Raw genomic sequence first — 25,187 nt, 5'->3', positions numbered from 1 at the left:
GCCGGAGTACATGAAGGCCCCCTTCCTTGCGCCTAGGTACAGGAAGGGGGCCTTCATGTACTTCGAGGCCTTCACGAACGGGTGATGCGTAGGCCCGCTGGACCCGAGTACGTAATTCACCCGATGTGCCGCGCTACTCCGGAGTAGCAGACTCGGCGGCCCGACGATTCCCGCTGCTCCGGAGGTCGACGATGACCGCGTCCTACGCCCCAGCCCGCTCCGCCGCCCTCGTGATCGCCCGCGTGGTCGTGGACGGGATCCGGCATTCGCTGCCCGAGCACGCGCCGCTGTTCGACGCGCGTGCCACGGAGTTCGTCGCCTCGGTACTCGAGCGCGACGGGATGAATCTCGGCATCGCGGCGGGCGCGGACGCCTTCCGTCAGGTCGGGGTCGCCGAGTACGCGGCGGGCAAGGAGCTGGACCGGCTCTCCCGGGCCTACCACTCGGCGGGCCGCGGCGCGCTTCCCGCGCTGGCGTCGTTGTCGCGGCAGCCCGGGGCCGGGTCCGGCCTGATGGACGCCGGGGTGGAGGCGCTGCTCCGCTGCTCCGACGTCCTGATCCGGCTGTCCACCGCGGCCTACCGCGCCGCGCGCACGCCCTCGGTCGCCGAGCTGCGCCGTGACCTGCTGAAAGAGATCTTGAGCGGCCGTCCGCCCGCGAAATGGGCGGGCCTCGCGGCCGAGGCGGGCTGGGTGCCGCCCGCGCGGGTGGTGGCCGTCGCCGCCGAGCCCGGCGCCGTCCGCGCCTCGTTCGGTCCGGAGGTGCTGGCCGACCTGGCCGGCGAGTACCCGCTCCTGCTCGTGCCCGACGACGTCGAGATCGGCGGTGTCCTGGCGGGGACGCGGGCGGCGGTCGGGCCCGCGGTGGCGCCCGCCGACGCCGCGGTGTCCCTGCGGTGGGCGCGCCGGACGCTCGAACTGGTCCGCCGTGAGGTGATCGAGGACGGCCCGCTCGTGCGCTGGTCGGATCATCTCACCACGCACTGGCTGTTCGCGGACGAGGTGCTCACCACCGCGCTGGTGACCCGCAGCCTGGCGCCGATCGCCGACCTGCCTGCCAACGAGCGCACCAAACTCGCCGAAACCCTCGACGCCATGCTCTCCGCCCGCGGCGGGGCGCCCGAGATCGCGAACAACCTCGGCGTGCACCCGCAGACGGTCCGGAACCGCATGCGCCGCCTGCGGGTCCTGTTCGGTGCCCGGCTCGACGACCCGCAGTCCCGTCTGGACCTGCGGATCGCCCTGCGCGCGGACCTGCTCACGACCGAACCGGCCCGGCAGCCCGCCCCGATGAAGGTGGCGTGAGCGTCAGGCGGGATCCGCGGCCCGGGTCACCCAGGTGGCGACCTGGACGCGGTTCGAGTAGCCGAGTTTGGTGAGGATGTGGTCGATATGGGTGTCCACCGTGCGACGGGCGATGCCGAGCCGGTCGGCGATCTCCTGGTTCGTCAGGCCCTCGGCGATCACGTGCGCGATCTCGGTCTCCCGTTTGGTGAGCACCTGCGCGGTCTGTTTCCGCGGGCCGGGGGTGCGTTCTTCGAGGGCGTACGCGATGGCGTCGCGGGTGGGCATCGCGGCGCCGTCGGCGAATTCCTTGACCGCGACCTCCCAGCCCAGCGCGGTCGTCACGGTGTCGGTGTCGGCGAGCAGCGGTTCGGTGAACGCCTCGTATCGCGTCGGCCACGCGCCGACCGTGCGCCAGACGTTCATCGAGGCGCCCTGCAGGATCGCCGCCCGGTTGGGGCGTTTGGTCCGGGCCGCGCAGCCCGCCATGACGGTGAGCGTGAACCCGACGACGACGCGGTCGTCCACCCGCTCGTGCAGGCGCAGGATCTGCTCGCAGCAGCGTTCGGCGACGGCGATGTCCCCTTGCAGGTATTCGGCGGCGGCACGCGACCACAGTGCCCAACCACGCCAGAAGACCTCACCGCGCCGCTCGCAGCGTTCGACGGCTTCCGCGAGCACCGCCCGGCCCCGGTCGATGTCGCCGTTCAGCCAGACGGCGAGTCCGTGGTTGTAACTCGCCCAGAGGTCCCCGCCCTCGTCGCCGTGCGCGCGGAACAGGTCGATGGCCGTGCCGAACAGGCGTGACGCCTCGGCCATGTCGTTGCCGATCAGCGCGGCGTAGGCGCGGACGTGGAGCACGTACGCGGCGGCGAGTTCGTCGCCGCTCGCCTCGGCTTCGGCGGCCGCCCGCTCCAGCATGCACCGATGGGCGGACATGTCGCCCTGCACCACCGCCAGGAAACCGGAGAGCCACAGCCCGTGCGCCCGCTCCGGAACGCCCGGTGCCGCGGCCTCGTCGAGGCGCCGGACCCACATCCGGCCTTCGGTGTTGAGCCCGCGGACGATCCAGAACTCCTTGACGTCGCGCAGCATCCGCAGCCCGACGACCGCGTCCTCGGGGGTGCCCGTGCAGTAGTCGAGGGCGACGCGCAGGTTCGCGTGTTCGCGCCGCAGCCGTCCGATCCAGCCGAGCTGATCGGTCTCGAGCCATTCGGTGGCGTAGCGGCCGGCGAGTTCGGCGAACCAGTCCCGGTGCCGTTTCCGGAACTCCGCCGTCCCGCCCGTCTCGCTGAGCCGGTCGACGCCGTACTCGCGCACCGATTCCAGCATGCGGTACCGCACCCCGCCGGGGTATTCCTCGCGCAGCAGGATGGACTTGTCGAGCAGCCCGTCGACGACTTCGAGGACGTGGTCGCGCGGCAGTTCGCCACCGCTGCAGACCTGCTCGGCGGCGTCGAGGTCGAAACTGCCGGAGAACACCGACGCGCGGGCCCACAGCAGCCGTTCGGGCCCGGTGCACAGGTCGTGGCTCCAGTCGATCAGGGCCCGCATGGTCTCGTGCCGCTCCGGCCGTCCCCGCCGGTCCTTCGTCAGCACCGAGAACTGCCGGTCGAGGCGGTCGGCCAGCTGGCGCACGGACAACGCCCGCGCGCGGACGGCCGCCAGTTCGATGGCGAGCGGCAGCCCGTCGAGCCTGCGGCACAGCCGGATGAGCGGCTCGATGTCCTCCTCGGTGAGCCGGAACGACGGCGCGACCGCGGTCGCGCGATCGACGAACAGGCGCACGGAATCGTCGTTCATCACGCGCTCGAAGGAGTCGCCCTGTTCCGGGATCGCCAGCGGCGGCACCGGCAGGACACGTTCGCCCGCCACGCCGAGCGACTGCCTGCTCGTGGCCAGCACGGTCACCTGGGGACAGGCCCTGACCACGGTGTCGGCGAACCAGGCGCAGCTGTCTACCAGATGCTCGCAGTTGTCGAGCACGAGCAGCAGCCGGCTCGCCTGCAGGGCTTCGACGACGACGTCGATGGCCGGTTTCGCCGAGCGGTCGCCGAAGCCGAGCACGTTCGCGACCGTCGGCACCAGCAGCGCGGGTTCCCGCAGTTCGGCCAGCGAGACGAACGCGACCTCGTCGGCGGTGGCCTCCCGGTGGGCCGCCGCGATGCGCCAGGCCAGCCTGGTCTTGCCCACCCCGCCCGGCCCCGTCAGCGTGACCAGCGACGATGCCTCCAGCAGGCGCCTCGCCTCGCCGGTCTCGGCGTCCCGGCCCACGTAGCTGGTCACTTCGGTGGGATCGGCCGACCACCCCGCAAGCGAGCCAACTCCGTCCGCCATGCACTCTCCCGCGATCGACCAGCCCCGCGTTCCGTCCGATGTAGACGGAAAACGCCCGGCTGGGGATACTAGCGGAACGGCGTCGGCCTAGCGGTCCGCTCGCTTGGCGCGATCATGCGCCCAGCCCGCCAGCACCGTTCCGGTGGCCGCGAGCAGCAGGAACACGATCAACCTGCCGCCCCACTCACCGGGTACCCAGTCGAACGCGCCCCACAACTGGGTCGAGGAATGATCGAAAAGGCTGCGGATGGCGGCCTGCGCGAAGACGGCGACGGCCACCATCCCGAAGATCTGCAGCCCCAGATAGCCGCCCTTGGTCATGCTTCCCACCTCCTGGTTCCACGGTCGGACCCCAGCATCGCCCGCGCGGAACCCGGCGCGCATCGGCGGCGCGTCGCACGTCGTGTCCGACCAAAGTCGATCCCCGTCGCGACCGAGGTCGGGGCCGGAATCGTCCCGTGTCCGGCTGCGCCGCCGCGGGCCGGTCGACCATGATGGGCCGGTGATCACCGACGCCGGCGCCCAGCCGCCCCTCCGGCCGTGGGGAGAGGCCTGGCGTCTGCTCGCCGCGGCGGCGCTGGGTGTGCTGCTCTGGGTCATCACGGCGGCGCAACTGCCGGTGGGCGCGTCGGGGCCGCGGGTCGAGTGGATGATCACCGGCGATCCGCTGATCGCGCTCGTCTGCCTGATCGCGTTGCTGTGGCGCCGCCGTTTCCCGGTGGTGATCGCCATCGCGGTCATCCTCGCTTCGACGGCGTCGGTGCTGGCCAGTGGCGCGTCGCTGCTGGCGCTCTGTTCGCTGGCCACCCGGCGGCGACCGGCCGAAACGGCGGTCGCGGCGGTGTTGTCCGTGGTCACCGCGGTCCTGGTCGTCGACCTGTACCCGGCGCGCGAGACGCCGGGGCCGCTGTGGCTGCTGATCAGCCTCCCGACCTTGCTGGTGGGCATCGTGGTGGCCGTGGGTGCCGCGATCGGGGCGCGCCGGGAGGAGGTGCGCTCCCTGCGGGAACGGGTCGAGAGCGCGGAACGGGAGCAGGCCGCGCGGGCGGCCGAGGCCCGGATCGTGGAACGCCACCGGATCGCCCGCGAGATGCACGACGTCCTCGCGCACCGCGTCTCGCTGGTCGCGATGCAGGCCGGGGTGCTGGGGCACCGCCCGGATCTGCCCGCCGAGCAGGTCGCGGAACTGGCGCGCGGCATCGCCGACGGCTCCCATCAGGCGCTGGAGGAACTGCGGGACGTCCTCGGCGTGCTGCGGGCGGACCCGGACGAACTGGAACCGCCGCAACCCTCGCTCGCCGACCTTCCCTCGCTCGTCGCGGACGCGCGGGCGCTGGGGCTGGCCGTCACGATGCGGCTCGCGACCGAGGGCGAGCCGCCCGACGCGATCGCGAGGACCGTCTACCGGATCGTGCAGGAAGGGCTGACCAACGCGGGCAAACACGCGCCCGGCGCCGACGTGGTCGTCACCGTCGAAGGAAGGCCGGGCGACGGGCTGCGCGCGACGATCCGGGATTCCGGTGCGGCGCGGGCGATCGCGGGTCCGCCCGCGTCGGGATTCGGCCTGCTGGGCCTCGCCGAACGGGTCGGGCTGGCAGGCGGCGAACTGGACCACCACGCGGAACCCGGCGGCGGATTCGTGCTCGCCGCGCGGTTGCCGTGGCCGGTCCGCGAAGGGAGCGAATGAATGGACGACGAGCGGGTGCGGGTCGTACTGGTCGACGACGAGCATCTGGTGCGGATGGCGCTGCGGCTCATCGTCGACGGCGAACCGGACCTCGTCGTGGTCGGTGAGGCGGCCGACGGCGACGCCGCGGTCGGCGTGGTGGGGGAGCAGCGGCCCGACGTCGTCCTGATGGACGTCCGGATGCCCGGCCGCGACGGGCTGAGCGCGACCGAGGAGATCCTCGGCCTCCCGGAGCCGCCGCGGGTGCTGGTGCTCACCACGTTCGACTCGGACGAGATGGTGCTGGGCGCGCTGCGCGTCGGCGCGCTCGGATTCCTGCTCAAGGACACCCCGCCGCCGCGGATCCTCGCGGCGATCCGCACGGTCGCGACCGGCGAACCCGCGCTCTCACCCGCCGCCACGGCCCGGCTGATCACCGCGGCCACCGGACCGCATTCGTCCGACGCGCGCCGGGCGTCGCGGGAAACCGCCCGCGGGCTGCTGGCCACGCTGACCGATCGCGAACGCGAGACGGCGGGCGCCATCGCCGAGGGGCTGTCCAACACCGACGTCGCGCGAAAGCTGGACATCACCGTCGCGACGGTGAAGGCGCACACGAGCAGCATGCTCGCCAAGCTCGGCGTCGAAAACCGGGTCCAGATCGCCCTGCTGGTCCGCGACGCCGAAGAGTGAGAAATTCTTTTCGCCACGATGTCGAATCCGTCGTTCCCCGGTCGACGCAGTGTCGAAAGCACTTCCGAACCACCAAGGAGAAACCAGATGCGCACCCTGATCGCCACCGCGTTCGTCTCGCTCGACGGCGTCGTCGAAGGGCCCGGCGGAGAGCCCGGCTACCGCAACTCCGGCTGGACCTTCAACGGCATCGAGTTCGACGAAGCGGCCTACGAGCTCAAGGGGCGTGAGCAGGGCGAGGCCACGGCGATGATGATGGGCCGGGTCAGCTACCAGGCGTTTTCGCCGGTGTGGCCCGGTATGACCGAGGAATTCGCCGAGTACAACGCGATGCCGAAGTACGTCGTGTCGACCACGCTGCGGGACGAGGACCTCGTCGACAACTGGGGCGAGACCACGATCCTGCGCTCGCTCGACGACGTCGCGAAGCTCAAGGAGACCGAGGGCGGGCCGATCATCGTCCACGGCAGCGCGGAACTCGACCGGAACCTCGCCGACGCCGGCCTGATCGACCGCTACCACCTGCTGCTGTTCCCGGTCCTGCTCGGCGCGGGCAAGAAGCTGTTCAGCGACACCGACAAGGACAAGCAGAACCTCAAGCTCGTCGAGAGCGAGTCCTACGGCAACGGGATCCAGAAGCTGGTCTACGACGTCATCCGGTGATCGGACCCCGGCCGGGATCACGTCATTCGCGTGATTGGACACGTGACTCGCGTGATTGGACACGTACCGGCTCCAATCACGCGAGATCCGTCTCCAGTCACGCGAGTCCCGTGTCCGAGCACGCCCAGAGGAGGCCGAAGCTCGTCAGAGGGCGGGGCAGGGCCAGGCGAGCCGGACGATGGTCCCGGTGGGCGTGCTCGTCACCGAGGCCTCCGGCGCGAAGGCGCGGATGATCGGCAGGCCGCGTCCGCCGTCCGGGCGGCGGCCGTCGCGCCAGCGGCCCTCGTCGGCGACGCTGATCTTGAGCCGGCCGTCGTCGTGGGCGGCGGTCACCGTCATGACGTTGCCTTCGGTGCCGTCCGGGTAGGCGTGCTTGACGACGTTCGTCATCGCTTCGTAGGCGGTGAGCTTGAGATCCTCGGCCAGTTCCCGGGGAAGCCCCCGGTCGAGGGCCCATTTCGCCAGGACGTCCCGCAACGCGGCGGCCTGGGCGGGGACGGCGGCGACCTCGAGGACCAGCTCGTCGGTGTGCTTGCGCACCGGCTCGTCGATCGGCATCACGAAGCTTCTCCTCGTCGTCCGCCGCGGTCCACGACCGCCGGATCCATCGACAAGGCTAAGGCACCGCCCGGATCGGGACACGTGAGCCGCGCGAGCGGGGGCCGTCATCCGATATGTTCGGGGCAGTCGGGTACCGATCGTGAGGGGTGGATGACGGTGACGAGCGGAGACGGCGAACACCGGGAGGTTCCGTTTTCGGTGTCCGTCGCCAGGCCCGATGGCGCCGAGGTCGTCATCGCGGTGGCGGGAGAGATCGATCTGACGACCTCCGAAGACCTCAAGGAGACCTTCGAGGAAGCGCTGGAGCCCGTGCCGGGCAAGCTGGTCGTCGACCTCGAAGGCGTGGAGTTCTGCGATTCCACCGGCTTGGCGACCCTGGTCGGGATCAACGAGCGGTGCAGCACCCAGGGTGTGGTGCTGAGTTTCCTTCCGTCGCCCACGATCCGGCGGCTGGCTTCGAAGACGGGGCTGACCACGCTCCTGCCGCTCGCCTGATCCTCACTGGTTCGGTACCTCGAGGATCGCGTGGTCGAGGCGCCGGTACACGGGGATCTGGGTCTCCGTGCCGAAGAGCTGGAGCAGACGCAGCACCGGCCGGGAATCGGCGACGACGCTGGTCGTACGGCGTTCGGTGCGGGCCCGGGCCGCGGCGGATTCGATGACCCGTAACCCGGCGACGCCGAGGAAGCCGACCTCGCTGAGATCGAGCACGGTCGCGGCGGGCAGATGGCCACGCAGGGCCTGTTCCAGCCGTCCCGCGGTGGCGAGGTCGATCTCGCCCGCCGCGGCGACGACCAGCAGGTCTTCGTTCCATCGGATCCGCTGGACCCGCAACAGGTTCTCGGCGGACGGGCGCGGTCGCGGGATGGCGGGATGGTGCACGGTGCGGAAGGCGGGGCCGTCGCGGCTGCTCCGTGTGAAAGGAATACGTTCGGTCATGATGGTGTCTCCCGGATAGCCGGGGACGAGACGGACAACGGGTAGCCTGCACAGCTGTTGCGCAAGTGAACTCGCCGCCGCGTCGCCCTGTGAAGGTGCTGGGCCGCGGACATGCGGGGTCGTTCGCGCGGGCTGGTGGACTCAACCTCACGTACTGCTCACCGTACGCCGCTCACCTCTCCTGGCAAGGCCGCGTGCGGTGAACGGTGGGTGACCTGGTCACTCGCGTAGCGCCTTTTCCCAGGCGAGGCCCCATTTCTCCAGTGGGTGCAACGCGTCGAGAAGCTGTTCCCCCAATGGTGTCAGCCGGTAACCCTCGCCGCCGGTCTCGACGATGCGGGCTTCGGTGAGCTCGCCCAGCCTGGTGGCGAGCACGCTCGACGACATGTGCTCGCAACGCCGCCGGAGTTCCCGGAAGCCGACGTCGCCCTCGCGTAGTTCCCAGATCACCCGGAGGGTCCATCGCCGCCCCAGCAGATCGAGTGCGGCCATGAGCGGCCGGCCGGTTTCGGAGCCGCGGACCGGCCGCCCGGGCCGCGGGATCGGATGGTCGGGCATGGCACCCCCTTGTGCTTCGACTTTCGAAGCAGCATAGTGGTTCTGAAATCGAAGCACCGGAGGTGGTCATGGCCCGGATAGCGCCACTCGCCCCGCCCTACGAGGCGGACGTCGAACAAGCCCTGCGCAAATGGATGCCGCCCGGCGTGACGGAGGAGCCGCTCGCGCTGTTCCGCTTGCTGCAGCGCCATCCGGAGCTGGCGTCGCGGATGCGCGCCCTGGGAGCCGGTCTGCTCGCGCACGGCGAATTACCCGCGCTGGACCGGGAAATCGTCATCGCGCGGGTAACCGCCCGCTGCGGATGCCGCTACGAATGGGGTGTCCACGCCGCGGTTTTCGCACCGATGGTCGGCTTGACGCCGGAACAGCTGGAAGCCACCGTGTCCGGCGACTCCGGGCATCCCGCCTGGCCGGAGCGGCACCGCGCCCTGATCGCCGCCGTCGACGAACTCCACGACACGGCAACGGTTTCCGACGCCGTCTGGGCCGCGCTCGCCGAGCATTACCCGGCCGCGCAGCTCCTGGAGTTCCTCGTGCTGGCGGGCTGGTACCGGACCATCGCGTACGTCGCGGGCGGGGTCGGCCTCGACGAGGAGCCGTGGGCCGCGCCATATCCCGGTGGTCAGGGGTGATGCGAGTCGAATTCCCTTGTGTCGTCCCGTTCTCGTTTCGGTGCCTTCCAGGCGGCGAGGACGCACAGGAGCGCCGCCACGAAGCCGACCGCGGTGAGTGTCCCGGCCCAGACGGCGCCGGTGCTGGCGAGAAGGTAGAGCTGGACCACGGCGGTGCACGTGTAGACGACCGCCAGTCCCAGCCACAGCCGTTGCGTCATCATCTCCCGTCTCCGTTCGCCCGGTACGGGAGGTCAATCGCGGCGAGGCGGGATCGGGTTACAGGCTGTTCGAAACCGGTTGTTTCACACCGGTCCGGTCATGAACCGGCCGCCCGGAAGAAGTCCACCAGCCCGTCCCACGACTGGGAATCCCGCCGCCGCTCCCACCACGTCCGGAACGGCGTCGACGCCATCGCGTGCCGCGTGTACGACGTCATCACCGCGCGGTAGACGTTCTCCGCCTGATCCCACGTCAACCGTTCCTTGCGCCACGCCAGCACGAGCCGCATCCGCATCGGGTCGCCCTTCAACGGCCGGACGACCATGCCGGGAAGTTCGGGCGCGGTGGGTTCCACGAGCTGCACCGCCTGCCCGGCGGCGATCAGATGGCGTCCGCCGCCGTTCGGGCATTCGAAGCGGATCCGCGGCGTGAACCCCGCGCGATGCGTCGCCGCGCGCAACGACGTCAGCGAGCCGTCCTCGGGACCGGGCGGCCCGATCCACGCCTCGTCCGCGAGGTCGGCCAGGTCGACCTCGAAACCGCCGGCGAGCCGGTGCCGTGCCGGAATGCCGACGAAGACGGGCAGCCACGAGAACAGCACCCGGTGCCCGAGATGCTTCGCCAGCGGCACTTCCTGGTCGTCGGACATGGCGATGACGGCGATGTCCAGTGTCGCCCGGGCGAGTGCCTGCGCCAGCACCGAACTGGAGGGTTCCACGTGGACGGTGACGTCCAGCCCCGGCAGCGCGTCGTCCAGCCGCTCGACGAAGGTGGGCAGACAGTCCATTTGGGACGATCCGAGTCGCACCGGGCCGTCGCCGAGCGCGCCGAGGAGATCGCTCTCGAACCGGTCGAACTCCACGAGCAGGGTCAGCGCGCGGCGCAACGTCTGCTCGCCGACCGGGGTCGGGGTCACGCCGGTGTGGCTGCGGACGAACAACGGCGCGCCGATCTGCCGTTCGAGCCGCTGGAGCAGCGAGGTCAGCGAGGGCTGGGACATGCCCAGTGCGGCGGCCGCCTGCGAGAGGCTGCCCGCTTCGGCGATGGCGCAGATCGCCCGCAGGTGCCGGATCTCCAGGGCCATAGGCGGAGTCTATCGCCGCCGGTCATTACGGCCGGGTCCGTCGCGGTGCGAAGGTGCGGCCAGGACCATGACTACCTGAAAGGGGTGCCGATGACCGGCGACCGAACCCGGCCGGATCTGCGCGCGCTGCTGGCCGCCAAAGGGTTCCGGAACTGGATCAGCGACGGCTGGGAGCCCGCGGACGACGTGGTGGAGGTGCCGCCGGGTACCGCGGAGGCGGCCGCCGCCCACCGTGGCAGGCTGTCGGCGGAACTGCCCGGTCAGCGCATCGCGCTCGCGGCGGGCCGGGCCGTGGTGCGGTCCAACGACACCTTCCACGGCTTCCGTGCCGACAGCGATTTCGTGTGGCTCACCGGATGCCAGCGTGAGGGCGCGATCCTGGTTATGACCCCGGCGGGGGACAGCCACCACGCCACGTTGTACGTCCCGCGGCCCGCCGAGGCGCACGAGCCGGACTTCGTCGGTGACGCCGACACCAGTCCGCTGTGGGTCGGCTCCGCCGCCGGACCGGCCGCGTACGGGGACGCGCTCGGCATCGAATGCCGCCCGCTGGAGGATCTCCCGCACGGTTTGCGCGGGCGGAACCCGAGTTTCCTGGTCGGTGCCGGGGTCGATCCCGCGCTCGACGCGTATCGCTTCGGCCACAGCGAGCGGCTCCGGACGGTCCTCGCCGAATTGCGCCGGATCAAGGACGACTGGGAGATCGGCCAGCTGCGTGACGCCGTCGACGCGACCGCCCTCGGCTTCGCGGACGTGCTGGCCGCGCTGCCGGAGGCGGTCCGCGGCGGCGGGGAACGCTGGCTGCAGGGCACCTTCGACCGCCGTGCGCGCACCGAAGGCACCGGCCCCGGCTACACGTCCATCGTGGCAGCCGGGCCGCACGCCCCGATCCTGCACTGGACGCGCTGCGACGGGAAGGTGACCGAGGACAGCCTGCTGCTGCTCGACGCCGGCGTCGAGGTGGATTCCCTGTACACGGCCGACATCACCCGGACCTTCCCGGTCGGCGGGGAGTTCACGAAGGCCCAGCGCGACGTCTACGACCTGGTGCACAAGGCGCACGTCGCGGCGCTGGGCGAGGTCCGTCCCGGTCAGGACTACGGCGCGTTCCAGGCGACGGCGCTGCGCGTACTCGCGGAGGGTTTGCACGATTGGGGACTCCTCCCGGTGTCGGTGGACGAAGCGCTGTCGCCGGACGGGCAGCAGCACCGGCGGTACATCGTCTGCGGTACCGGCCATTTCCTCGGGCTGGACGTCCACGACTGCGCCGCCGCGCATCCCTCGACGTACCGCGAGGGCACGCTCGCCGAGGGGATGGCGCTGGCGGTCGAGCCGGGTCTGTACTTCCACGCCGGTGACCGCACCGTGCCGCCCGAACTGCGCGGCCTCGGCGTCCGCATCGAGGACGACGTCGTGGTCACCGGAGCGGGATACGACCTGCTCTCCGACGGTTTCCCTTCGACCGCCGACGAGATCACCGCCTGGGTCCAGGGAGCCAGGGGCTGAAGGACGCTTTCCCCGCATCCGACGCGGTGAAGGGGACTTTCCCCGCATGCCATGCGGGGAAAGTCCCCTTCGGCCCCCGTCAGTACGAGATGGTGTGGCCGGCGAGGATCCGCTCGGCGGCACCGGTCGTGGACAGGCCCGCGGCCGGCCGGTCCTCGGTGAAGTACTCGCGGAAGTCCTGGCTGAAGTCGCGCGTCATCAACGCGATCGTCCGGTTCCAGTTCCCGCCGTCCGGTCCGTCCGCCGCCCACAGGTCGAGCAGCGACGAGCCGACGCGCCCCTGCACGGTGTCGCCGTCGTCCCAGCCGGGGGTCGAGGCGTCGTTCTCGAAGCTGTACGAGCTGCCGTTGTCGTAGACGTAGCGGTAGTCGCCGAGGGCGTAGGCGGCGACGGCGTCGGCGAAGCCTTCGGTCCACGCGCACGATTCCGAGCTGTGCTTCTCGATGTAGTGCGGGTTGCAGCCGGTGACGACGGGGAAGTCGCGGCCGTAGAGCTGCCACTGCAGCCAGTGCCCGGCCTCGTGGAGGATGAGGTGCTTCGAGTCGGGCATGGTGTTGCCGAGGAAGACGTAGTTCGTGTTCGGGTAGTCCCAGTAGCCGCCGTCGGCGACCTTCGGATCCCAGACGAAGGTGATCTGGTCGCAGCGTCCGTCGGACTGCCGGGCCGTCCAGCACGAGGACGACGGGTTGGCGCGCTTCCAGTACAAGACGTTGAGCGTGTCCACGACCTTCCACGCGCGCTGGAGCGTCGAGGGCACCTTCACCGTGCCGAGGTCCTGGGTGCCGGAGACGTTCGTGCGGCGCGCCGAGTCGAACGTGTAGTCGGTGGTGTTGTTCGCGGCCTTGACGACCCGCCACATCGCCGTGCTGCTCGACCGGAAGCGCACGTACGCCTCGGCCAGGGACGCCGTGTGACAGGCGGTGAAGCGGCCGTCGGAGGCGCCGGTGATCCCGGCGGCGAGCCGGGTCGCCGTACCGGAACCGGTGCGGCCCCACAGTTCCCAGTTCGCGTTGCGGGCGACCTGGGTGCGCAGCGGCTTGCTGGTCCCGGCCTCCGCGTCCAGATGGTCGAAGACGAGCGTGCCGGTGAGACAGGCGTTCGCGGCGGCAGTCGCCGGCGGCGCGACGGCGGCCGCGGTCAGCCCGAGGGTGGTGATGAGCACCGCGCCGAACGCCCGAAGTCGTCGGCCTGCGGATCTGCGGATCAGCTGCACGGGAATCTCCTCGCTGGCAGGAACGACGGTGCGCCCGTGACCCTGTGTCGACGGTGACACACCGGTTGGTGAAGGAGTTTCATCGCGGCCCGCGCCGCCCACCATCGCGCCACCCCATCGGCCGCGGCTATGCCCTCCCCGTCGCGGGGCGTGTCATGATGTCCGCGAACTCGATCGGCAAAGCGAACGAGCTCGTACGGTTTGACGAACGACAGGGGAGAAGCGGTGGAGGACGAGACGCCCTCGATCCGGGACATGCTGGCGGTCAACCTGCGCGCGGCCAGGGCGGCGAGGGGGATTTCGCTGTCGGAGCTCGCCCGGCGGTCGGGAATCGGCAAGGCGACGCTGTCCCAGCTGGAGTCCGGCGGCGGCAATCCGACCATCGAGACCGTGTTCAGCCTGTCCAGGGTGCTGGAGGTGGCGATCTCCGACCTGCTCGACCATCGGGCGGGCGGCGCGCTCACCGTGGTGCGCGGCGCCGACGTCGAGGTGCTCAGCGGCGAGGGAGTGGATCTCCGGCCGCTGCGGCGGATCGAGACCGGTGACGGCGTCTTCGAGGTGTACGACCAGGTGGTGCGCGGGGACGCGCCGCAACGTTCGCAGGGGCACGTCGGGGTCGAGCACACCATCGTGCAGACCGGTTCGCTGCTGGTCGAGGTCGCGGGCCGCAGCGTCGAGGTCGGCCCGGGGGATTACGTCGCCTTCGACGCCCGCGAGCCGCATTGCTACACCGCTTCGGCGGGGCCGGTGCACTCGGTCCTGCTGCTGCAGTACCGCGCCGACGAACGGCTCGACGGCAGGCCGCATCCGGTGCTGAAGGGCTGACCGCGCCCGAGGTATTGACACCTGTCCTGGGTGGAACCTACTCTCCGATCGTTCGCTTTACCGAACGCTGGAGGGTCGATGAACCGAACGCGTGTGGTCGTCCTCGGCGCGGGCATCGTCGGCGCCGCGTGTGCCCGTGAGCTGACCCTGGCCGGGTTCGACGTCGTGGTCGTGGATCGTGGCCGTGCCGCCGGAGGGACCACGTCGCACGGCGAGGGCAACATCCTGGTCTCCGACAAGGGACCTGGCGCGGAACTCGAACTCGCGAAGCTTTCGGCCGCGTTGTGGCCCCGGGTGGTCGCCGAGATCGCCGACGAGGACGCGCGCGCCGCTTCGTCGATCGAGTACGACCCCAAGGGCGGCATCGTCGTCGCCACCACGGACGACGGCGCCGTCGCGCTCGCCGCGTTCGCCACCTCACAAACCGGGGTCCGCGCGGAACCGTTGTCCCACAAGGAACTTGCCGAGGCTGAACCCGCGCTGACCCGCGAGGTGACCGCCGCGTTCCACTACCCGGAGGACGCGCAGGTCCAGCCCGCGGGCGCGGCGCTGGCACTGCTGGGCTCCGCGCTGCGCCATGGCGCACGGCTGCGCTCCGACACCGAGGTCGTCGGCGCGACCGTCCACAACGGACGGATCACCGGTGTCCGTGTGCCCGGCGAGGTCATCGAGGCCGACGTCGTCGTGAACGCCGCGGGCCCGTGGGCCGGCCAGGTGTCGGCACGCCTCGGCGCCCCGATCGCCGTCCGCCCCCGTCGCGGTGAGGTACTGGTGACCACGCCGATGCCGGGTGTGGTGCGGCACAAGGTCTACGACGCCGATTACGTCGGGGCGGTCGGCGCCGACTCTGGCGAGTTGCAGACGTCCGCCGTCGTCGAGTCGACCTGGGGCGGCACCGTGCTGATCGGTTCTTCACGCCGCCGGGTGGAGTTCGACGGCGCGATCCGCCCGGACGTGCTGAGCGCCATCGCGGTCAAGGCGCTGCGGCTGTTCCCGTCGCTCGCCGACGCCGCGATCATGCGCGCGTACGGTGGATTCCGGCCGTACGTCGACGATCACCTCCCGGTGCTCGGCGAGGATCCGCGGCTCGGGAACCTCTGGCACGCCACCGGGCACGAGGGCGCCGGGATCGGGCTGAGCGTCGGCACCGCGCGGTTGCTGCGCGAACTGCTCACCGGGACCGAGCCCGCGATGCCGGTCGGCGAGTTCACCGTTGACCGTTCCGCGGTACTGGCGGAGGTGGCGGCATGAGCGGATGGCTGCTGCCGCGCGATCGCGATCCGGTGGGCCGCACCGACCGGCCGATCCGGATCACCGTCGACGGCGAACCCGTGACCGGGATCGAGGGCCAGAGCGTGGCGGGGATGCTGCTCGCCGCGGGACGGACCTCCTGGCGGACCACGCGTTCCGGGGCTCCGCGCGGGGTGTTCTGCGGGATCGGCGCGTGTTTCGACTGCCTGCTCACGGTGAACGACGTGCCCGACGTCCGCGCGTGCCGCCGTCCGGCCGCCGACGGCGACGAAGTCCGCACCCAGTCACGGGAGGAAACCGCGTGAACGTGGTGATCGTCGGCGCCGGGCCCGCCGGGCTCGCGGCGGCCGAGCACGCGCTGCGGGCCGGTGCCCGGGTCACGGTGCTGGATCAGGCGGAGACCCCCGGCGGCCAGTACCACCGGATGCTTCCCGAGGTCTATGCGGCGAAGCGTCCGGACCGGATTCAGCACGGCCGGGCGGAATTCGACCGGCGCCGCCGGGTACTCACGCATCCGCGATGCCGGTGGTTGCCCGGCTCCACCGTCTGGGCGTTCGACCGGTCGGAGAGGCGGCTGCACGTCCTGCGGGGGCCGTCCGACGGCTCCGGACGGGAGCGGCTGACCCTCGTCCCCGACGCGCTGATCCTGGCGACCGGCGCGCACGACCGCACCCTGCCGTTTCCCGGCTGGGAACTGCCCGGCGTGTACACCGCGGGCGCGGCCCAGGCGCTGGCGAAAGGGGAGCGGGTCGCGATCGGCGGACGGGTGCTCGTCGCCGGTGCCGGGCCGTTCCTGTTGCCGGTCGCGGAATCCTTGCTGGGCGTCGGGGTCGAAGTGGTCGCGGTACTGGAGGCGAACCCGGCCTCGACCGTCCGAAAAGGATGGTCGTCCCGGCCGTGGCGCTTGGCCGCGCACGCCGGGAAGGCGGGCGAACTGGTGCGTTACGCCGCGACACTGGCCAGGCACCGGGTCCCGTACCTGACGGGCCGGACGGTGATCGAGGCGCGTGGCGCGGACCGCGTCCGCGAGGTCGTGACCGCGAAAGTGCGCGCGGACTGGTCCGTCGTGCCCGGTACCGAACGCGTCTACGAGGTCGACGCGGTCTGCGTGGGTCACGGTTTCAGCCCGCAGCCGGAACTGGCCGTCGCCGCGGGCTGTGCCCTGGACGACGGGTTCGTCCGGGTCGACGCCGCGCAACAGACCACAGTGGACGGTGTGTTCGCCGCGGGCGAGATCACCGGTATCGGCGGTGCGATCACCGCCGCTGCGGAAGGCGCGGTCGCCGGCTGCGCCGCCGCCGGAGGAACGCCGGACGCGGCACTGCTCCGTGCCCGCGATCGGGCCCGCGCCTTCGCCGAACGTCTCGCCGCCGCCCACCCGATCGGCCCGGCCTGGCGAAGCTGGCTGCACGAAGACACGATCGTCTGCCGTTGCGAGGAAACCACGTACGGCGAACTGACGCGTGCGACCGAGGACGAGTCCTGTCCCGGATCGCACGCACTGAAACTCGGCACACGGGCCGGCCTCGGCCCGTGCCAGGGCCGGATCTGCGGCCCGACCGTAGCCGAACTGTGCGGTGGCACCGAACGGCACCACCGCCCGATCGTCCAGCCGATCCGGCTGGGCGAACTCGCCGCCCGAACCGAAGGAGAACCTGAATGAGCACCCCCGACCTCGGTGGCGTCGTCGTCGCGACCGCCCTCCCGTACCGGGACGACGCGTCGGCGCCCGCCGGGCTGGCCGTGGATTACGACGCCTACGCCGCGCACTGCCGGTGGCTGGTCGACAACGGCTGCCGGGGCGTCGGCCCGAACGGCTCCCTCGGCGAGTACTCGTCGCTGACCGACGAGGAACGCCGCCGCGTCGCCCGCACCGCGATCGAAACCGTGGGCGACGACGGGATCGTCGTCGTCGGCGTGCACGGCCCGGGATCGCACCAGGCCAAGTACTGGGCCGAAGTCGCGGCCGAGGACGGCGCCGACGGCCTGCTGTGCCTGCCGCCCACGATGTACCGGGCGAACCGCGGCGAAGTGCTCGCGCATTTCGAGGCGGTGGCGTCGGTCGGCCTGCCGGTGATGGTCTACAACAACCCCATCGACACGAAGGTCGACCTCACGCCCGCGCTGCTCGCGGAGATCGCGCAGATCGACAACGTGGTCGCGGTCAAGGAGTTCTCCGGTGACGTCCGCCGGGTGCTGGAGATCCGCGAGCAGGCACCGGGCCTCAACGTGATCAGCGGTGCCGACGACGTCGTGCTGGAGAGCCTGCTGATGGGCGCGACGGGCTGGTTCGCCGGGTTCCCCAACGTGTTCCCCGCCGAGTCGGTGCGCCTGTTCGACCTGGCACGGTCCGGCAAGCTCGACGAGGCCAGGGCGCTCTACGAGCCGCTGGTGGCCGCGTTCCGCTGGGATTCACGCACCGAGTTCGTCCAGGCGATCAAACTCGGGATGGACCTCGTCGGCCGGTACGGCGGGCCGTGCCGTCCGCCGCGGGGCGCGCTGACCGAGGAACACCGCGAGCAGGTCACCGCCGACATGCGCCGCGCGCTCGCCTCGCTGGGGGTGGCGTAGGTGCGGTCGATCCGGTCGATCACCGCCGTCGACTCGCATACCGAGGGCATGCCGACCCGGGTGGTGACCGGCGGGGTCGGCGTCATCCCCGGCGACACGATGGCCGAACGCCGCCGGTACTTCATGGCCCACCTGGACCATCTGCGGCAGTTCCTGATGAACGAGCCGCGCGGTCATTCGGCGATGAGCGGCGCGATCCTGCAGCCGCCGACCAGGCCGGACGCCGACTGGGGTGTGGTGTACATCGAGGTGTCCGGCTGCCTGCCGATGTGCGGGCACGGCACCATCGGCGTCGCGACCGTGCTGGTGGAGACCGGCATGGTCGAGGTGACCGAACCGAAGACCATGGTCCGGCTGGACACCCCGGCCGGGCTCGTGCACGCCGAGGTCGAGGTCCAGGACGGCCGCGCGGTCCGCGTCAAACTGCGCAATGTCGCGTCGTTCCTCGCCGAGCGGGACGCCGTCGTCGACGTGCCGGGGCTGGGCGAAGTGCGTTACGACCTGGCCTACGGCGGCAACTTCTACGCCATTTTGGAACTGTCCCAAGTGGACATTCCGTTCGACAGGGCGGAGAAGGACCGGATCCTCGCCGCGGGGCTGGACATCATGGCGGCCATCAACGACCAGCGGCCGCCGGAACATCCGGCCGATCCGCTGATCGGCGGCTGCAAACACGTCCAGTTCCTCGCCCCGGGCTCGGACGCCAAGGCGTCACAGAACGCGATGGCGATCCATCCCGGCTGGTTCGACCGATCACCCTGCGGCACCGGCACGTCGGCCAGGATGGCGCAGCTCCACGCCCGAGGCGAACTCCCGTTGCACACGCCGTTCGAGAACAGTTCGTTCATCGGCACCACGTTCACCGGTGAGCTGGTCGCCGAGACCACCGTCGGCGGCGTCCCCGCGGTGGTGCCGGAGTTCTCCGGCCGGGCCTGGATCACCGGCAACGCCACCTATCTGCTGGACCCGGACGACCCGTTCCCCGCGGGGTTCGTCCTCTAACCCCTGTCTCTCGAAGCGCGCTTTCGGATTTCCACAGCCGGGCCGCGGCATGGCGGAGCTACTCGCTCAGCGGTGTCAGCGGCCCGCCTCCGCAAAACCGAGGCCTCCGGCCGAAAAGAAACGCGCGCGCGTGTCCTCGCCTGACCTGCCCACTCCAGTTCGGGAGACACGCTCTAATCCCCATACCCATCGCCGACCCGGGCCGCCACGCGCGGTCCGGAAGGGATTTGTCATGCCCGAATCAACGACGATCCGGCCTCAGCCCAAGCTTTTCTCGCGCTCCGGGCTCTTCCGGCGCAAGTCCTTCGAAGGTCCCGACGAGGCCGGTCCCGGCGGTCTGCCCCGCACGATGGGCCTCTGGCAGCTGGTCTCGCTCAGCCTCGGCGGCCTGGTCGGCGCCGGGGTCTTCTCGCTGGCGGGCGTGGTCGCGAACCAGCAGGCCGGACCCGGCGTGATGATCTCGTTCCTGATCGCGATCATCGCCAGCTCGGCGGCCGCCCTGTGTTACGCGGAGTTCGCCGGGCTCATCCCGCGTGCCGGATCCGCGTACACCTACTCGTACGCGGCGCTGGGGGAGATCGCGGGCTGGCTGATCGGCTGGGATCTGCTGCTGGAGTACACCGCGATCGTCGCGGTGGTGGCGATCGCGGTGTCCGGCTACCTGTCCTACGTCGTGGAGCAGGTCGGCCTCGACCTCCCGTCGTGGATGCTCGGGGCACCGGGAACCGGGCCAGGGCACCGCGTCGACCTGTTCGCCGCGCTGCTGTGCCTGCTGCTGGCGTTCGTCCTTTCCCGTGGCAGCAAGCAATCCGCCCGGTTCGAGACGGCGCTGGTGGTGATCAAGCTGGCGATCGTGGCGCTGGTCGTGGTCGCCGGCGCGTTCCACATCTCGGCGGGGAACTTCAGCCCGTTCCTGCCCTACGGCATCGGCGGCGCGGTCGCGGGCGCGGCGACGACGTTCTTCGCGGTGTACGGCTACGACGCGATGACGGCCGCCGCGGAGGAGAGCGTCGAGGCGAAACGGTTGCTGCCCAAGGCGATCATCGTGTCGCTCGCCATCGCGGCGGTGATCTACCTGCTGGTGTCCATCGTGCTGGTCGGAATGCAACGCTACGACCAGATCGACGTGCACAGCCCGTTTTCGAGCGCGCTGGCCGCGGTCGGGCTGGCCGGGCTGGGCACGGTCGTCGCGGTCGGCGGCATCCTCGGGATCACCACGTCGGCGTTCGCGAACATGCTGGCGGTGTCGCGGATCTGGTTCGCGATGAGCCGGGACGGCCTGCTGCCGCGGTACTTCGCCCGCACCCACCCCCGGCGCAGGGTGCCGACGCGGGTGATCTGGCCGGTCGGGATCGGCTCGGCGGTCATCGCGGGCTTCCTGCCGATCAAGGAGGCCGCGGATCTGACGAATATCGGGATCCTGGCCGCGTTCATCGTCGTGTCGATCGCGGTGGTGGTGCTGCGGCGCACCCGGCCGGATCTGCCGCGGTCGTTCCGCACGCCGTGGGTCCCGTTCGTGCCGCTGGTCGGGGTGGCGTTCGCGGTCTGGCTGATCGCGAACCTGGACGCGCTGACCTGGCTGCGGTTCGCGGCCTGGATGGTGCTCGGGCTGGTGGTGTACGCGCTGTTCGGATTCCGGAACTCGGCGGAGAACCCGGAAAGGAAGGAACCATGAAGGAAATCGAGCGGGCGGCGGAGATCGCCGCCGCATGGGCCGCGGTGCCGCCGACGACGCGGGCGGAGGTGATCACCGGTGTCGCCGACGCGCTGGACGCGGCGGGGCCGTCCCTGATCGAGATCGCCGACGCGGAAACCAGGCTGGGAACCGCACGGCTGACCGGCGAACTGGCCAGGACGACGTTCCAGCTGCGGCTGCTCGCGGCCGGGAGCGGCGCGTACTACGACGTCCGGATCGACCGCGCCGACCCGTCGTGGCCACCCGGACCGCGTCCGGAGCTGCGTCGCTATCGGACCGCGGTGGGGCCGGTGCTGGTGTTCGCCGCGAGCAACTTCCCGTTCGCGTTCAGCGTGGCGGGTGGGGACACGGCGTCGGCGTGGGTGGCCGGGTGCCCGGTGGTGGTCAAGGCGCATCCCGGACATCCGGAGTTGTCCCGGCGCACGGCGGCGATCATCGAAGAGGCTCTCGGCCCCTGGGGTGACATCTTCGGCCTCGTCGAAGGGGAATCCGCCGGCGTGGAGGCGCTGCGTCACCCGGCGATCGCGGCCGCCGCCTTCACCGGATCGGTGGCGGGCGGCCTCGCCCTGGCGCGGATCGCGGCCGAACGGCCGGTTCCGATCCCGTTCCACGGCGAGCTTGGCAGCGTGAACCCGGTGGTCGTCCTGCCGGGCGCCGCGCGCTCTGAGGAACTGGCAGCGGGCTACGCAGGCTCGCTGACACTGGGCAACGGGCAGTTCTGCACGAATCCGGGTCTGGTGTTCGCGCCGTCGGAGAGCCCGTTCGTGGACCGCGTCGCCGAACGGTTGCGCGGGATCCCGGCCGCGCCGTTCCTGAACGACCGGATCGCGTCCGGCTTCGACGCGGGCGCTGAGCGGCTGACCGGGATCCCGGGGATGCGCGAGGTCGTCGCCGGTCCTGGAGCCCGGCTGCTCGAGATCGACCTAACCGACTTCGTACCTGAGGCGGCCGAAGAGTGCTTCGGTCCGCTGGGCGTCGTCGTGCGGTACTCACGGCTTTTCGACGTCCTGCCGGTGCTGTCGGCGTTGCCCGGTCAGCTGACGACGACGGTGCACGCGCTGCCCGAGGAGTCCTCCGAAGTCGAAGCGCTGCGGCCGGTGCTGGCCGACCGCAGCGGGCGGATCCTGTGGGGCGGCTGGCCGACCGGGGTCGCGGTGACCGCCGCGATGCAGCACGGCGGACCGTTCCCGGCGACGACGTCACCGGCGTCGACCTCGGTCGGGACGGCGGCGGTGGAACGCTTCCTGCGTCCGGTGTCCTATCAGGACTGGCCTTCGCACCTGCTGCCGGAACCGCTGCGGGACGACAACCCTTGGGGCGTTCCGCAACACTTCTCGTGACGGCGTTTCGTCCTCTGCTCGCGGTCCTTGCACGCGCAACTACCGCAAGCAGAGGACGAAACGCGTCAGGGGGAGACGATCGTCCCGCCCTGCACGATGTACCGGAACTTCTCCGGCTCCGCCAGCACGCCGACGTCCTCCAGCGGATCCCGGTCGACGACCACCAGATCCGCGTGCGCGCCCGGCGCGAGCGTGCCGATCTCGCCTGTCAGGTTCAGCAGATCCGCCGCCGTCGACGTCGCGGAGCGGATCACCTCCAACGCGGACTGGACCTCGCCGCGCAACCGGAACTCGTGGTTCTGGTGACGGTGCATCCCGCCGAGGAGATCACTGCCGTACACCAGTTTCACCCCGCCGCGCGCGGCCCGCTCCAAAGCGGCCATACCCGCGCCGAGCACCTCGTCGACCTTGCGCCAGCTGGATTCCGGCAGCCCGTGCTCGCGCCCTTCCTCCTTCAGCGCCCAGTACGTCACCAGGGTCGGGACGAGGTACGCGTCGTGCCGGAGGAACAGCTCGACACTCAGGTCGTCGATCAGGTTGCCGTGCTCGATCGACCGGACACCCAGTTCCAGCGCGCGGTTCACCGCGCGGGCGGTGTACGCGTGCGCGGCGACGTAGCGGTTGGCCGCTTCCGCCTCCTCGACGATGGCGCGCAGTTCCTCGCCGGAGTACTGCGTCGAGTCGATCCGGTCGGTGGGGGAGGCGACGCCGCCGGAGGCCATCACCTTGATGTGGTGCGCTCCCTTGCGCAGTTCGTCGCGCGCCGCCGCGCGGACCGCGTCGACCCCGTCGGCGACCCGGCCGAGACCGGCGCAGCACGGGTGGTCTTCGCTGGTGTTGGCGCCCCGCGTCCGGCTGTCGCCGTGCCCGCCGGTCTGGCTCAGCGCGCGGCCGCAGAACAGCAGCCGCGGGCCGCGGAACAATCCTTCGGCCTGCGCGTCCGAGAGACCGTAGTCGGCGCCGGAAGCGTCACGGACCGTCGTGAAGCCCCGGTCCAGCATGCGGCTCATGGTGCGGGCGCTGTGCGCGGTCACGTACGCCGGTGACGACGCGGGCAGCGACCCGAGATCCGCGGTGGACGCGGTGACGTGCACATGGGCGTCGACGAGCCCCGGCAGCACGAACGCTCCGTGCAGATCCTCGGTCCGCGCGTCGCCCGCGGTGAGACCGGTGCCGATCTCGACGATCCGGCCGTCGGCGCACCGGAGGTCGCCCTCGGTGTACTCGCCGGTGATCGGGTCGAGCAGGCGGGCGTCGCGCAGCAGCAGCGATCCGTTCATCGGGTCTCCTCCAGGAGTTCGCGCAGGGCCGGGACCGCCAACGGTGCCAGAGATCGCGCCACCGCGACGGAATCGTCGTCGTAGTGGCCTTCCCCGTCGAGGAGGTTGAGGACGCCGAGGGTGCGGCCGTCGTCCACCACCGGCACGTTGATCACCGCGCCGCAGCCGAGGCTGTCGATGAGTTCGTGGTCGGCGAAGATCTCCCGCACCGCCGCGCTGTCCGGCCCGAAGTACGGCTCCTGGCCCGTGATGCACCGGTCCAGCCACCCGGCGGCGACCTCGACGGTCTTCTCGCCGCCGACCGGGTATTCGACGGGGTGGCTGCTGTGCACTCGCCGCAGCGCCCGCCGTTCGGGCACCCAGGCCAGCACGGTGAACAGCCGTACGCCGATCGTGGCTCGGGTCTTGCCCTCCACAGTGGACAGTGACACGGTCACTTCGTCATCTCCTTGGCGGTTTTCACGGGCGCGCCGTGTTCGGTCAGTTCTTCCAGGGAACGGCCGGCGGTGGACAGGCCGAACACGACGACACACACCACCCCGGCCGCGAGGACAGCGGTGGTGAGGCCGAAGACCCCCGCGAAGCCGAGGCTCGCGGCGGACAGGCCGATGATCGTCGGGGCCAGGATGCTGCCGACCCGGCCGAACGCACTGGACAGCCCGGTCCCGCTGGCGCGGATCCAGGTCGGGAACACCTCGGGGGTGTAGGAGTACACGCCGGCGTACGTGCCGTTGAGGAAGAACGACAGCACCGCCCCGGCGAGGGTGATCGACCACGGCGCGTCCATCTGGCTCAGCCAGAACGCGCTCACCGCCGAACCCGCGAGGTACAACGCGATGGTGTGCTTGCGGTCGAGGCGTTCCGACAGCCACGCGGCGGAGAAGTACCCGGGGATCTGCGCCAGGTAGATGATGATCGAGAACTCGAAGCTCTTGGTCACCGTGATGCCGCGCTCGACGAGCAGCGTCGGGATCCAGGAGAAGAAGCCGTAGTAGGAGAACGTGATCACGAACCAGACGGTCCAGATCACCGCGGTGCGGCGGGCCATCGCCGGGCTCCACAGGAACTTCAACGCGCTGAGGAGATTGACCTTGGGGGTCTCCGTCGCGGGCTGGGCATCTGCCTTGGCGACGGCCGGAAGTGCTTGCCCTGTCGCCTTTTCGACGTCCCGTTCGAGTTTCGAGACGATCTTTTCGGCCTCGGCATGACGTCCGTTCGCGACCAGGAACCTCGGTGATTCCGGGAGCGAGCGGCGCCACCACAGCAGCATGACGATCGGCAGCGCGGTGATCAGCTGCGCGACCCGCCAGCCTTCCGGCACGGTCGGGACGACGAACCGCCCGATCAGCGCGGCCATGACGAATCCGAACGAGAAGAACCCGGCCAGCGCGCCGACGAACCAGCCGCGTCGTTTGGCGGGGACGAATTCCGACAGGAACGGCGCGATGATCGCGCTTTCGGCGCCCGCGCCCGCTCCGGCCAGCACCCGCGCGCCCAGGAAGACCTCGTAGTTGGGGGAGAAGGCCGCGACCACGGAGAACACCGCGTAGAAGGCGAGCGCGTACATCATGACCTTCTTGCGGCCGATGCGGTCGCCCAGCAGGCCGGCGGCGATCGCGCCGAAGAGGAAGCCGAACGGCGTCGCCGAACCGATCAGCCCGAGCTGGCCGTTGTCCAGGCCCCAGGCGGCTTTCGCGCTCGGCAGGAGGAAGGCGACGACGGCGGAGTCCATACCGTCGAAGGTGTAACCGAGTCCGCCGATGAGCAGGAGTTTGTAGTGGGGACGGCTCAGCGGGAGCCGGTCCAGTCGTGCCAGAAGCGTCATGGGGAACGCCTTCCGTGGTTCGGGCGACTAGGAGAGACGAGAGTGCGGACAACGTATACTG

26 protein-coding genes are annotated in these 25,187 nt (G+C 70.8%); 15 read left to right on the top strand and 11 right to left on the bottom strand.

Annotation, left to right across the window (positions count from 1 at the left end):
- Nucleotides 1-191 precede the first annotated feature (191 nt).
- A complete protein-coding gene (locus DMC64_RS34985) occupies nucleotides 192-1,304 on the top strand; it encodes a helix-turn-helix domain-containing protein (protein ID WP_125736976.1) in 1,113 nt (370 codons plus the stop codon).
- A 3-nt stretch (nucleotides 1,305-1,307) separates the two neighbouring features.
- On the opposite strand, the gene DMC64_RS34980 is transcribed toward DMC64_RS34985, so the two are convergent.
- Nucleotides 1,308-3,620, bottom strand: a complete 2,313-nt coding sequence (locus DMC64_RS34980; RefSeq protein WP_125736975.1) for a LuxR C-terminal-related transcriptional regulator — start codon at nucleotides 3,618-3,620, stop codon at nucleotides 1,308-1,310.
- 87 nt (nucleotides 3,621-3,707) lie between these two features.
- Nucleotides 3,708-3,941 carry a hypothetical protein gene (locus tag DMC64_RS34975; RefSeq protein WP_125736974.1) on the bottom strand — a complete coding sequence of 78 codons (234 nt, stop codon included), beginning with the start codon at nucleotides 3,939-3,941 and terminating at the stop codon, nucleotides 3,708-3,710.
- Nucleotides 3,942-4,122: 181 nt separating this feature from the next.
- Here DMC64_RS34975 and DMC64_RS34970 point away from each other — a divergent pair, with 181 nt between their 5' ends.
- The 3 genes from DMC64_RS34970 (at nucleotide 4,123) to DMC64_RS34960 (ending at nucleotide 6,642) form a co-directional block, all read left to right on the top strand.
- Nucleotides 4,123-5,307, top strand: a complete 1,185-nt coding sequence (locus DMC64_RS34970) for a sensor histidine kinase (protein ID WP_125736973.1) — start codon at nucleotides 4,123-4,125, stop codon at nucleotides 5,305-5,307.
- Nucleotides 5,308-5,979, top strand: a complete 672-nt coding sequence (locus DMC64_RS34965) for a response regulator transcription factor (protein ID WP_125736972.1) — start codon at nucleotides 5,308-5,310, stop codon at nucleotides 5,977-5,979.
- Between the two features lie 87 nt (nucleotides 5,980-6,066).
- Nucleotides 6,067-6,642, top strand: a complete 576-nt coding sequence (locus DMC64_RS34960; RefSeq protein ID WP_038514304.1) for a dihydrofolate reductase family protein — start codon at nucleotides 6,067-6,069, stop codon at nucleotides 6,640-6,642.
- 144 nt (nucleotides 6,643-6,786) lie between these two features.
- Here DMC64_RS34960 and DMC64_RS34955 read toward each other — a convergent pair whose 3' ends face one another.
- Nucleotides 6,787-7,200, bottom strand: a complete 414-nt coding sequence (locus DMC64_RS34955) for an ATP-binding protein (protein WP_125736971.1) — start codon at nucleotides 7,198-7,200, stop codon at nucleotides 6,787-6,789.
- A gap of 153 nt (nucleotides 7,201-7,353) precedes the next feature.
- Between DMC64_RS34955 and DMC64_RS34950 the strand changes: the two genes are divergently transcribed.
- Nucleotides 7,354-7,698 carry an STAS domain-containing protein gene (locus DMC64_RS34950; RefSeq protein ID WP_125736970.1) on the top strand — a complete coding sequence of 115 codons (345 nt, stop codon included), beginning with the start codon at nucleotides 7,354-7,356 and terminating at the stop codon, nucleotides 7,696-7,698.
- Between the two features lie 3 nt (nucleotides 7,699-7,701).
- Here the strand turns inward: DMC64_RS34950 and DMC64_RS34945 are convergent, their stop codons facing one another.
- Both DMC64_RS34945 and DMC64_RS34940 read right to left on the bottom strand, forming a co-directional pair.
- Complete coding sequence (locus tag DMC64_RS34945) at nucleotides 7,702-8,142, bottom strand: STAS domain-containing protein (RefSeq protein WP_125736969.1); 441 nt, start codon at nucleotides 8,140-8,142, stop codon at nucleotides 7,702-7,704.
- Nucleotides 8,143-8,361: 219 nt separating this feature from the next.
- On the bottom strand, nucleotides 8,362-8,700 hold the full coding sequence (locus DMC64_RS34940; RefSeq protein WP_125736968.1) for a helix-turn-helix domain-containing protein: 339 nt from the start codon (nucleotides 8,698-8,700) through the stop codon (nucleotides 8,362-8,364).
- 68 nt (nucleotides 8,701-8,768) lie between these two features.
- Between DMC64_RS34940 and DMC64_RS34935 the strand changes: the two genes are divergently transcribed.
- Nucleotides 8,769-9,332: a carboxymuconolactone decarboxylase family protein gene (locus DMC64_RS34935; protein ID WP_125736967.1), complete on the top strand. Its 564-nt coding sequence runs from the start codon at nucleotides 8,769-8,771 to the stop codon at nucleotides 9,330-9,332.
- On the opposite strand, the gene DMC64_RS34930 is transcribed toward DMC64_RS34935, so the two are convergent.
- Nucleotides 9,323-9,535, bottom strand: coding sequence for a hypothetical protein (locus DMC64_RS34930; protein WP_125736966.1), 213 nt, complete (start codon nucleotides 9,533-9,535; stop codon nucleotides 9,323-9,325). The genes DMC64_RS34935 and DMC64_RS34930 overlap by 10 nt on opposite strands.
- A 95-nt stretch (nucleotides 9,536-9,630) precedes the next feature.
- A complete protein-coding gene (locus DMC64_RS34925; protein ID WP_125736965.1) occupies nucleotides 9,631-10,617 on the bottom strand; it encodes a LysR family transcriptional regulator in 987 nt (328 codons plus the stop codon).
- A 90-nt stretch (nucleotides 10,618-10,707) separates the two neighbouring features.
- Here DMC64_RS34925 and DMC64_RS34920 point away from each other — a divergent pair, with 90 nt between their 5' ends.
- Nucleotides 10,708-12,123: an aminopeptidase P family protein gene (locus DMC64_RS34920; protein ID WP_125736964.1), complete on the top strand. Its 1,416-nt coding sequence runs from the start codon at nucleotides 10,708-10,710 to the stop codon at nucleotides 12,121-12,123.
- 79 nt (nucleotides 12,124-12,202) lie between these two features.
- Here DMC64_RS34920 and DMC64_RS34915 read toward each other — a convergent pair whose 3' ends face one another.
- Nucleotides 12,203-13,336, bottom strand: a complete 1,134-nt coding sequence (locus DMC64_RS34915; RefSeq protein WP_125736963.1) for a metalloprotease — start codon at nucleotides 13,334-13,336, stop codon at nucleotides 12,203-12,205.
- 225 nt (nucleotides 13,337-13,561) lie between these two features.
- Between DMC64_RS34915 and DMC64_RS34910 the strand changes: the two genes are divergently transcribed.
- From DMC64_RS34910 to DMC64_RS34875, 8 genes are all read left to right on the top strand, one after another.
- Nucleotides 13,562-14,161 carry a helix-turn-helix transcriptional regulator gene (locus DMC64_RS34910; RefSeq protein WP_037337072.1) on the top strand — a complete coding sequence of 200 codons (600 nt, stop codon included), beginning with the start codon at nucleotides 13,562-13,564 and terminating at the stop codon, nucleotides 14,159-14,161.
- Between the two features lie 78 nt (nucleotides 14,162-14,239).
- The gene (locus tag DMC64_RS34905) at nucleotides 14,240-15,412 is read left to right on the top strand and encodes an FAD-binding oxidoreductase (protein ID WP_125736962.1); all 1,173 of its coding nucleotides are present in this window, start codon (nucleotides 14,240-14,242) and stop codon (nucleotides 15,410-15,412) included.
- Entirely contained in the window at nucleotides 15,409-15,717 is a 309-nt protein-coding gene (locus DMC64_RS34900; protein ID WP_051972534.1) for a (2Fe-2S)-binding protein, read from the top strand. Before DMC64_RS34905 ends, DMC64_RS34900 begins: the two co-directional genes overlap by 4 nt.
- Nucleotides 15,714-17,075 (top strand): NAD(P)/FAD-dependent oxidoreductase, encoded by a 1,362-nt coding sequence (locus DMC64_RS34895; RefSeq protein ID WP_125736961.1) that lies wholly within the window; start codon nucleotides 15,714-15,716, stop codon nucleotides 17,073-17,075. Before DMC64_RS34900 ends, DMC64_RS34895 begins: the two co-directional genes overlap by 4 nt.
- Nucleotides 17,072-17,983, top strand: a complete 912-nt coding sequence (locus DMC64_RS34890) for a dihydrodipicolinate synthase family protein (protein WP_125736960.1) — start codon at nucleotides 17,072-17,074, stop codon at nucleotides 17,981-17,983. Before DMC64_RS34895 ends, DMC64_RS34890 begins: the two co-directional genes overlap by 4 nt.
- On the top strand, nucleotides 17,984-18,985 hold the full coding sequence (locus DMC64_RS34885) for a proline racemase family protein (protein WP_125736959.1): 1,002 nt from the start codon (nucleotides 17,984-17,986) through the stop codon (nucleotides 18,983-18,985).
- Between the two features lie 232 nt (nucleotides 18,986-19,217).
- Nucleotides 19,218-20,660, top strand: a complete 1,443-nt coding sequence (locus DMC64_RS34880; protein ID WP_073842679.1) for an amino acid permease — start codon at nucleotides 19,218-19,220, stop codon at nucleotides 20,658-20,660.
- Nucleotides 20,657-22,021 (top strand): aldehyde dehydrogenase (NADP(+)), encoded by a 1,365-nt coding sequence (locus DMC64_RS34875; RefSeq protein ID WP_125736958.1) that lies wholly within the window; start codon nucleotides 20,657-20,659, stop codon nucleotides 22,019-22,021. Before DMC64_RS34880 ends, DMC64_RS34875 begins: the two co-directional genes overlap by 4 nt.
- 65 nt (nucleotides 22,022-22,086) lie before the next feature.
- Here the strand turns inward: DMC64_RS34875 and DMC64_RS34870 are convergent, their stop codons facing one another.
- From DMC64_RS34870 to DMC64_RS34860, 3 genes are read right to left on the bottom strand one after another with little or no spacing between them, the layout of a single operon-like run.
- Entirely contained in the window at nucleotides 22,087-23,301 is a 1,215-nt protein-coding gene (locus tag DMC64_RS34870; protein WP_125736957.1) for an amidohydrolase family protein, read from the bottom strand.
- Nucleotides 23,298-23,738 carry a GAF domain-containing protein gene (locus tag DMC64_RS34865; RefSeq protein ID WP_125736956.1) on the bottom strand — a complete coding sequence of 147 codons (441 nt, stop codon included), beginning with the start codon at nucleotides 23,736-23,738 and terminating at the stop codon, nucleotides 23,298-23,300. Before DMC64_RS34865 ends, DMC64_RS34870 begins: the two co-directional genes overlap by 4 nt.
- Entirely contained in the window at nucleotides 23,735-25,126 is a 1,392-nt protein-coding gene (locus tag DMC64_RS34860) for an MFS transporter (RefSeq protein WP_125736955.1), read from the bottom strand. The genes DMC64_RS34865 and DMC64_RS34860 overlap by 4 nt, the downstream gene beginning before the upstream one ends.
- Nucleotides 25,127-25,187: the final 61 nt, after the last annotated feature.

This window comes from Amycolatopsis sp. WAC 04197 (assembly GCF_003947475.1).
Classification (GTDB): Bacteria; Actinomycetota; Actinomycetes; order Mycobacteriales; family Pseudonocardiaceae; genus Amycolatopsis; species Amycolatopsis japonica.
Note: the sequence above shows the minus strand (reverse complement) of the source record. Positions and strands in the feature narration are given on the sequence as shown.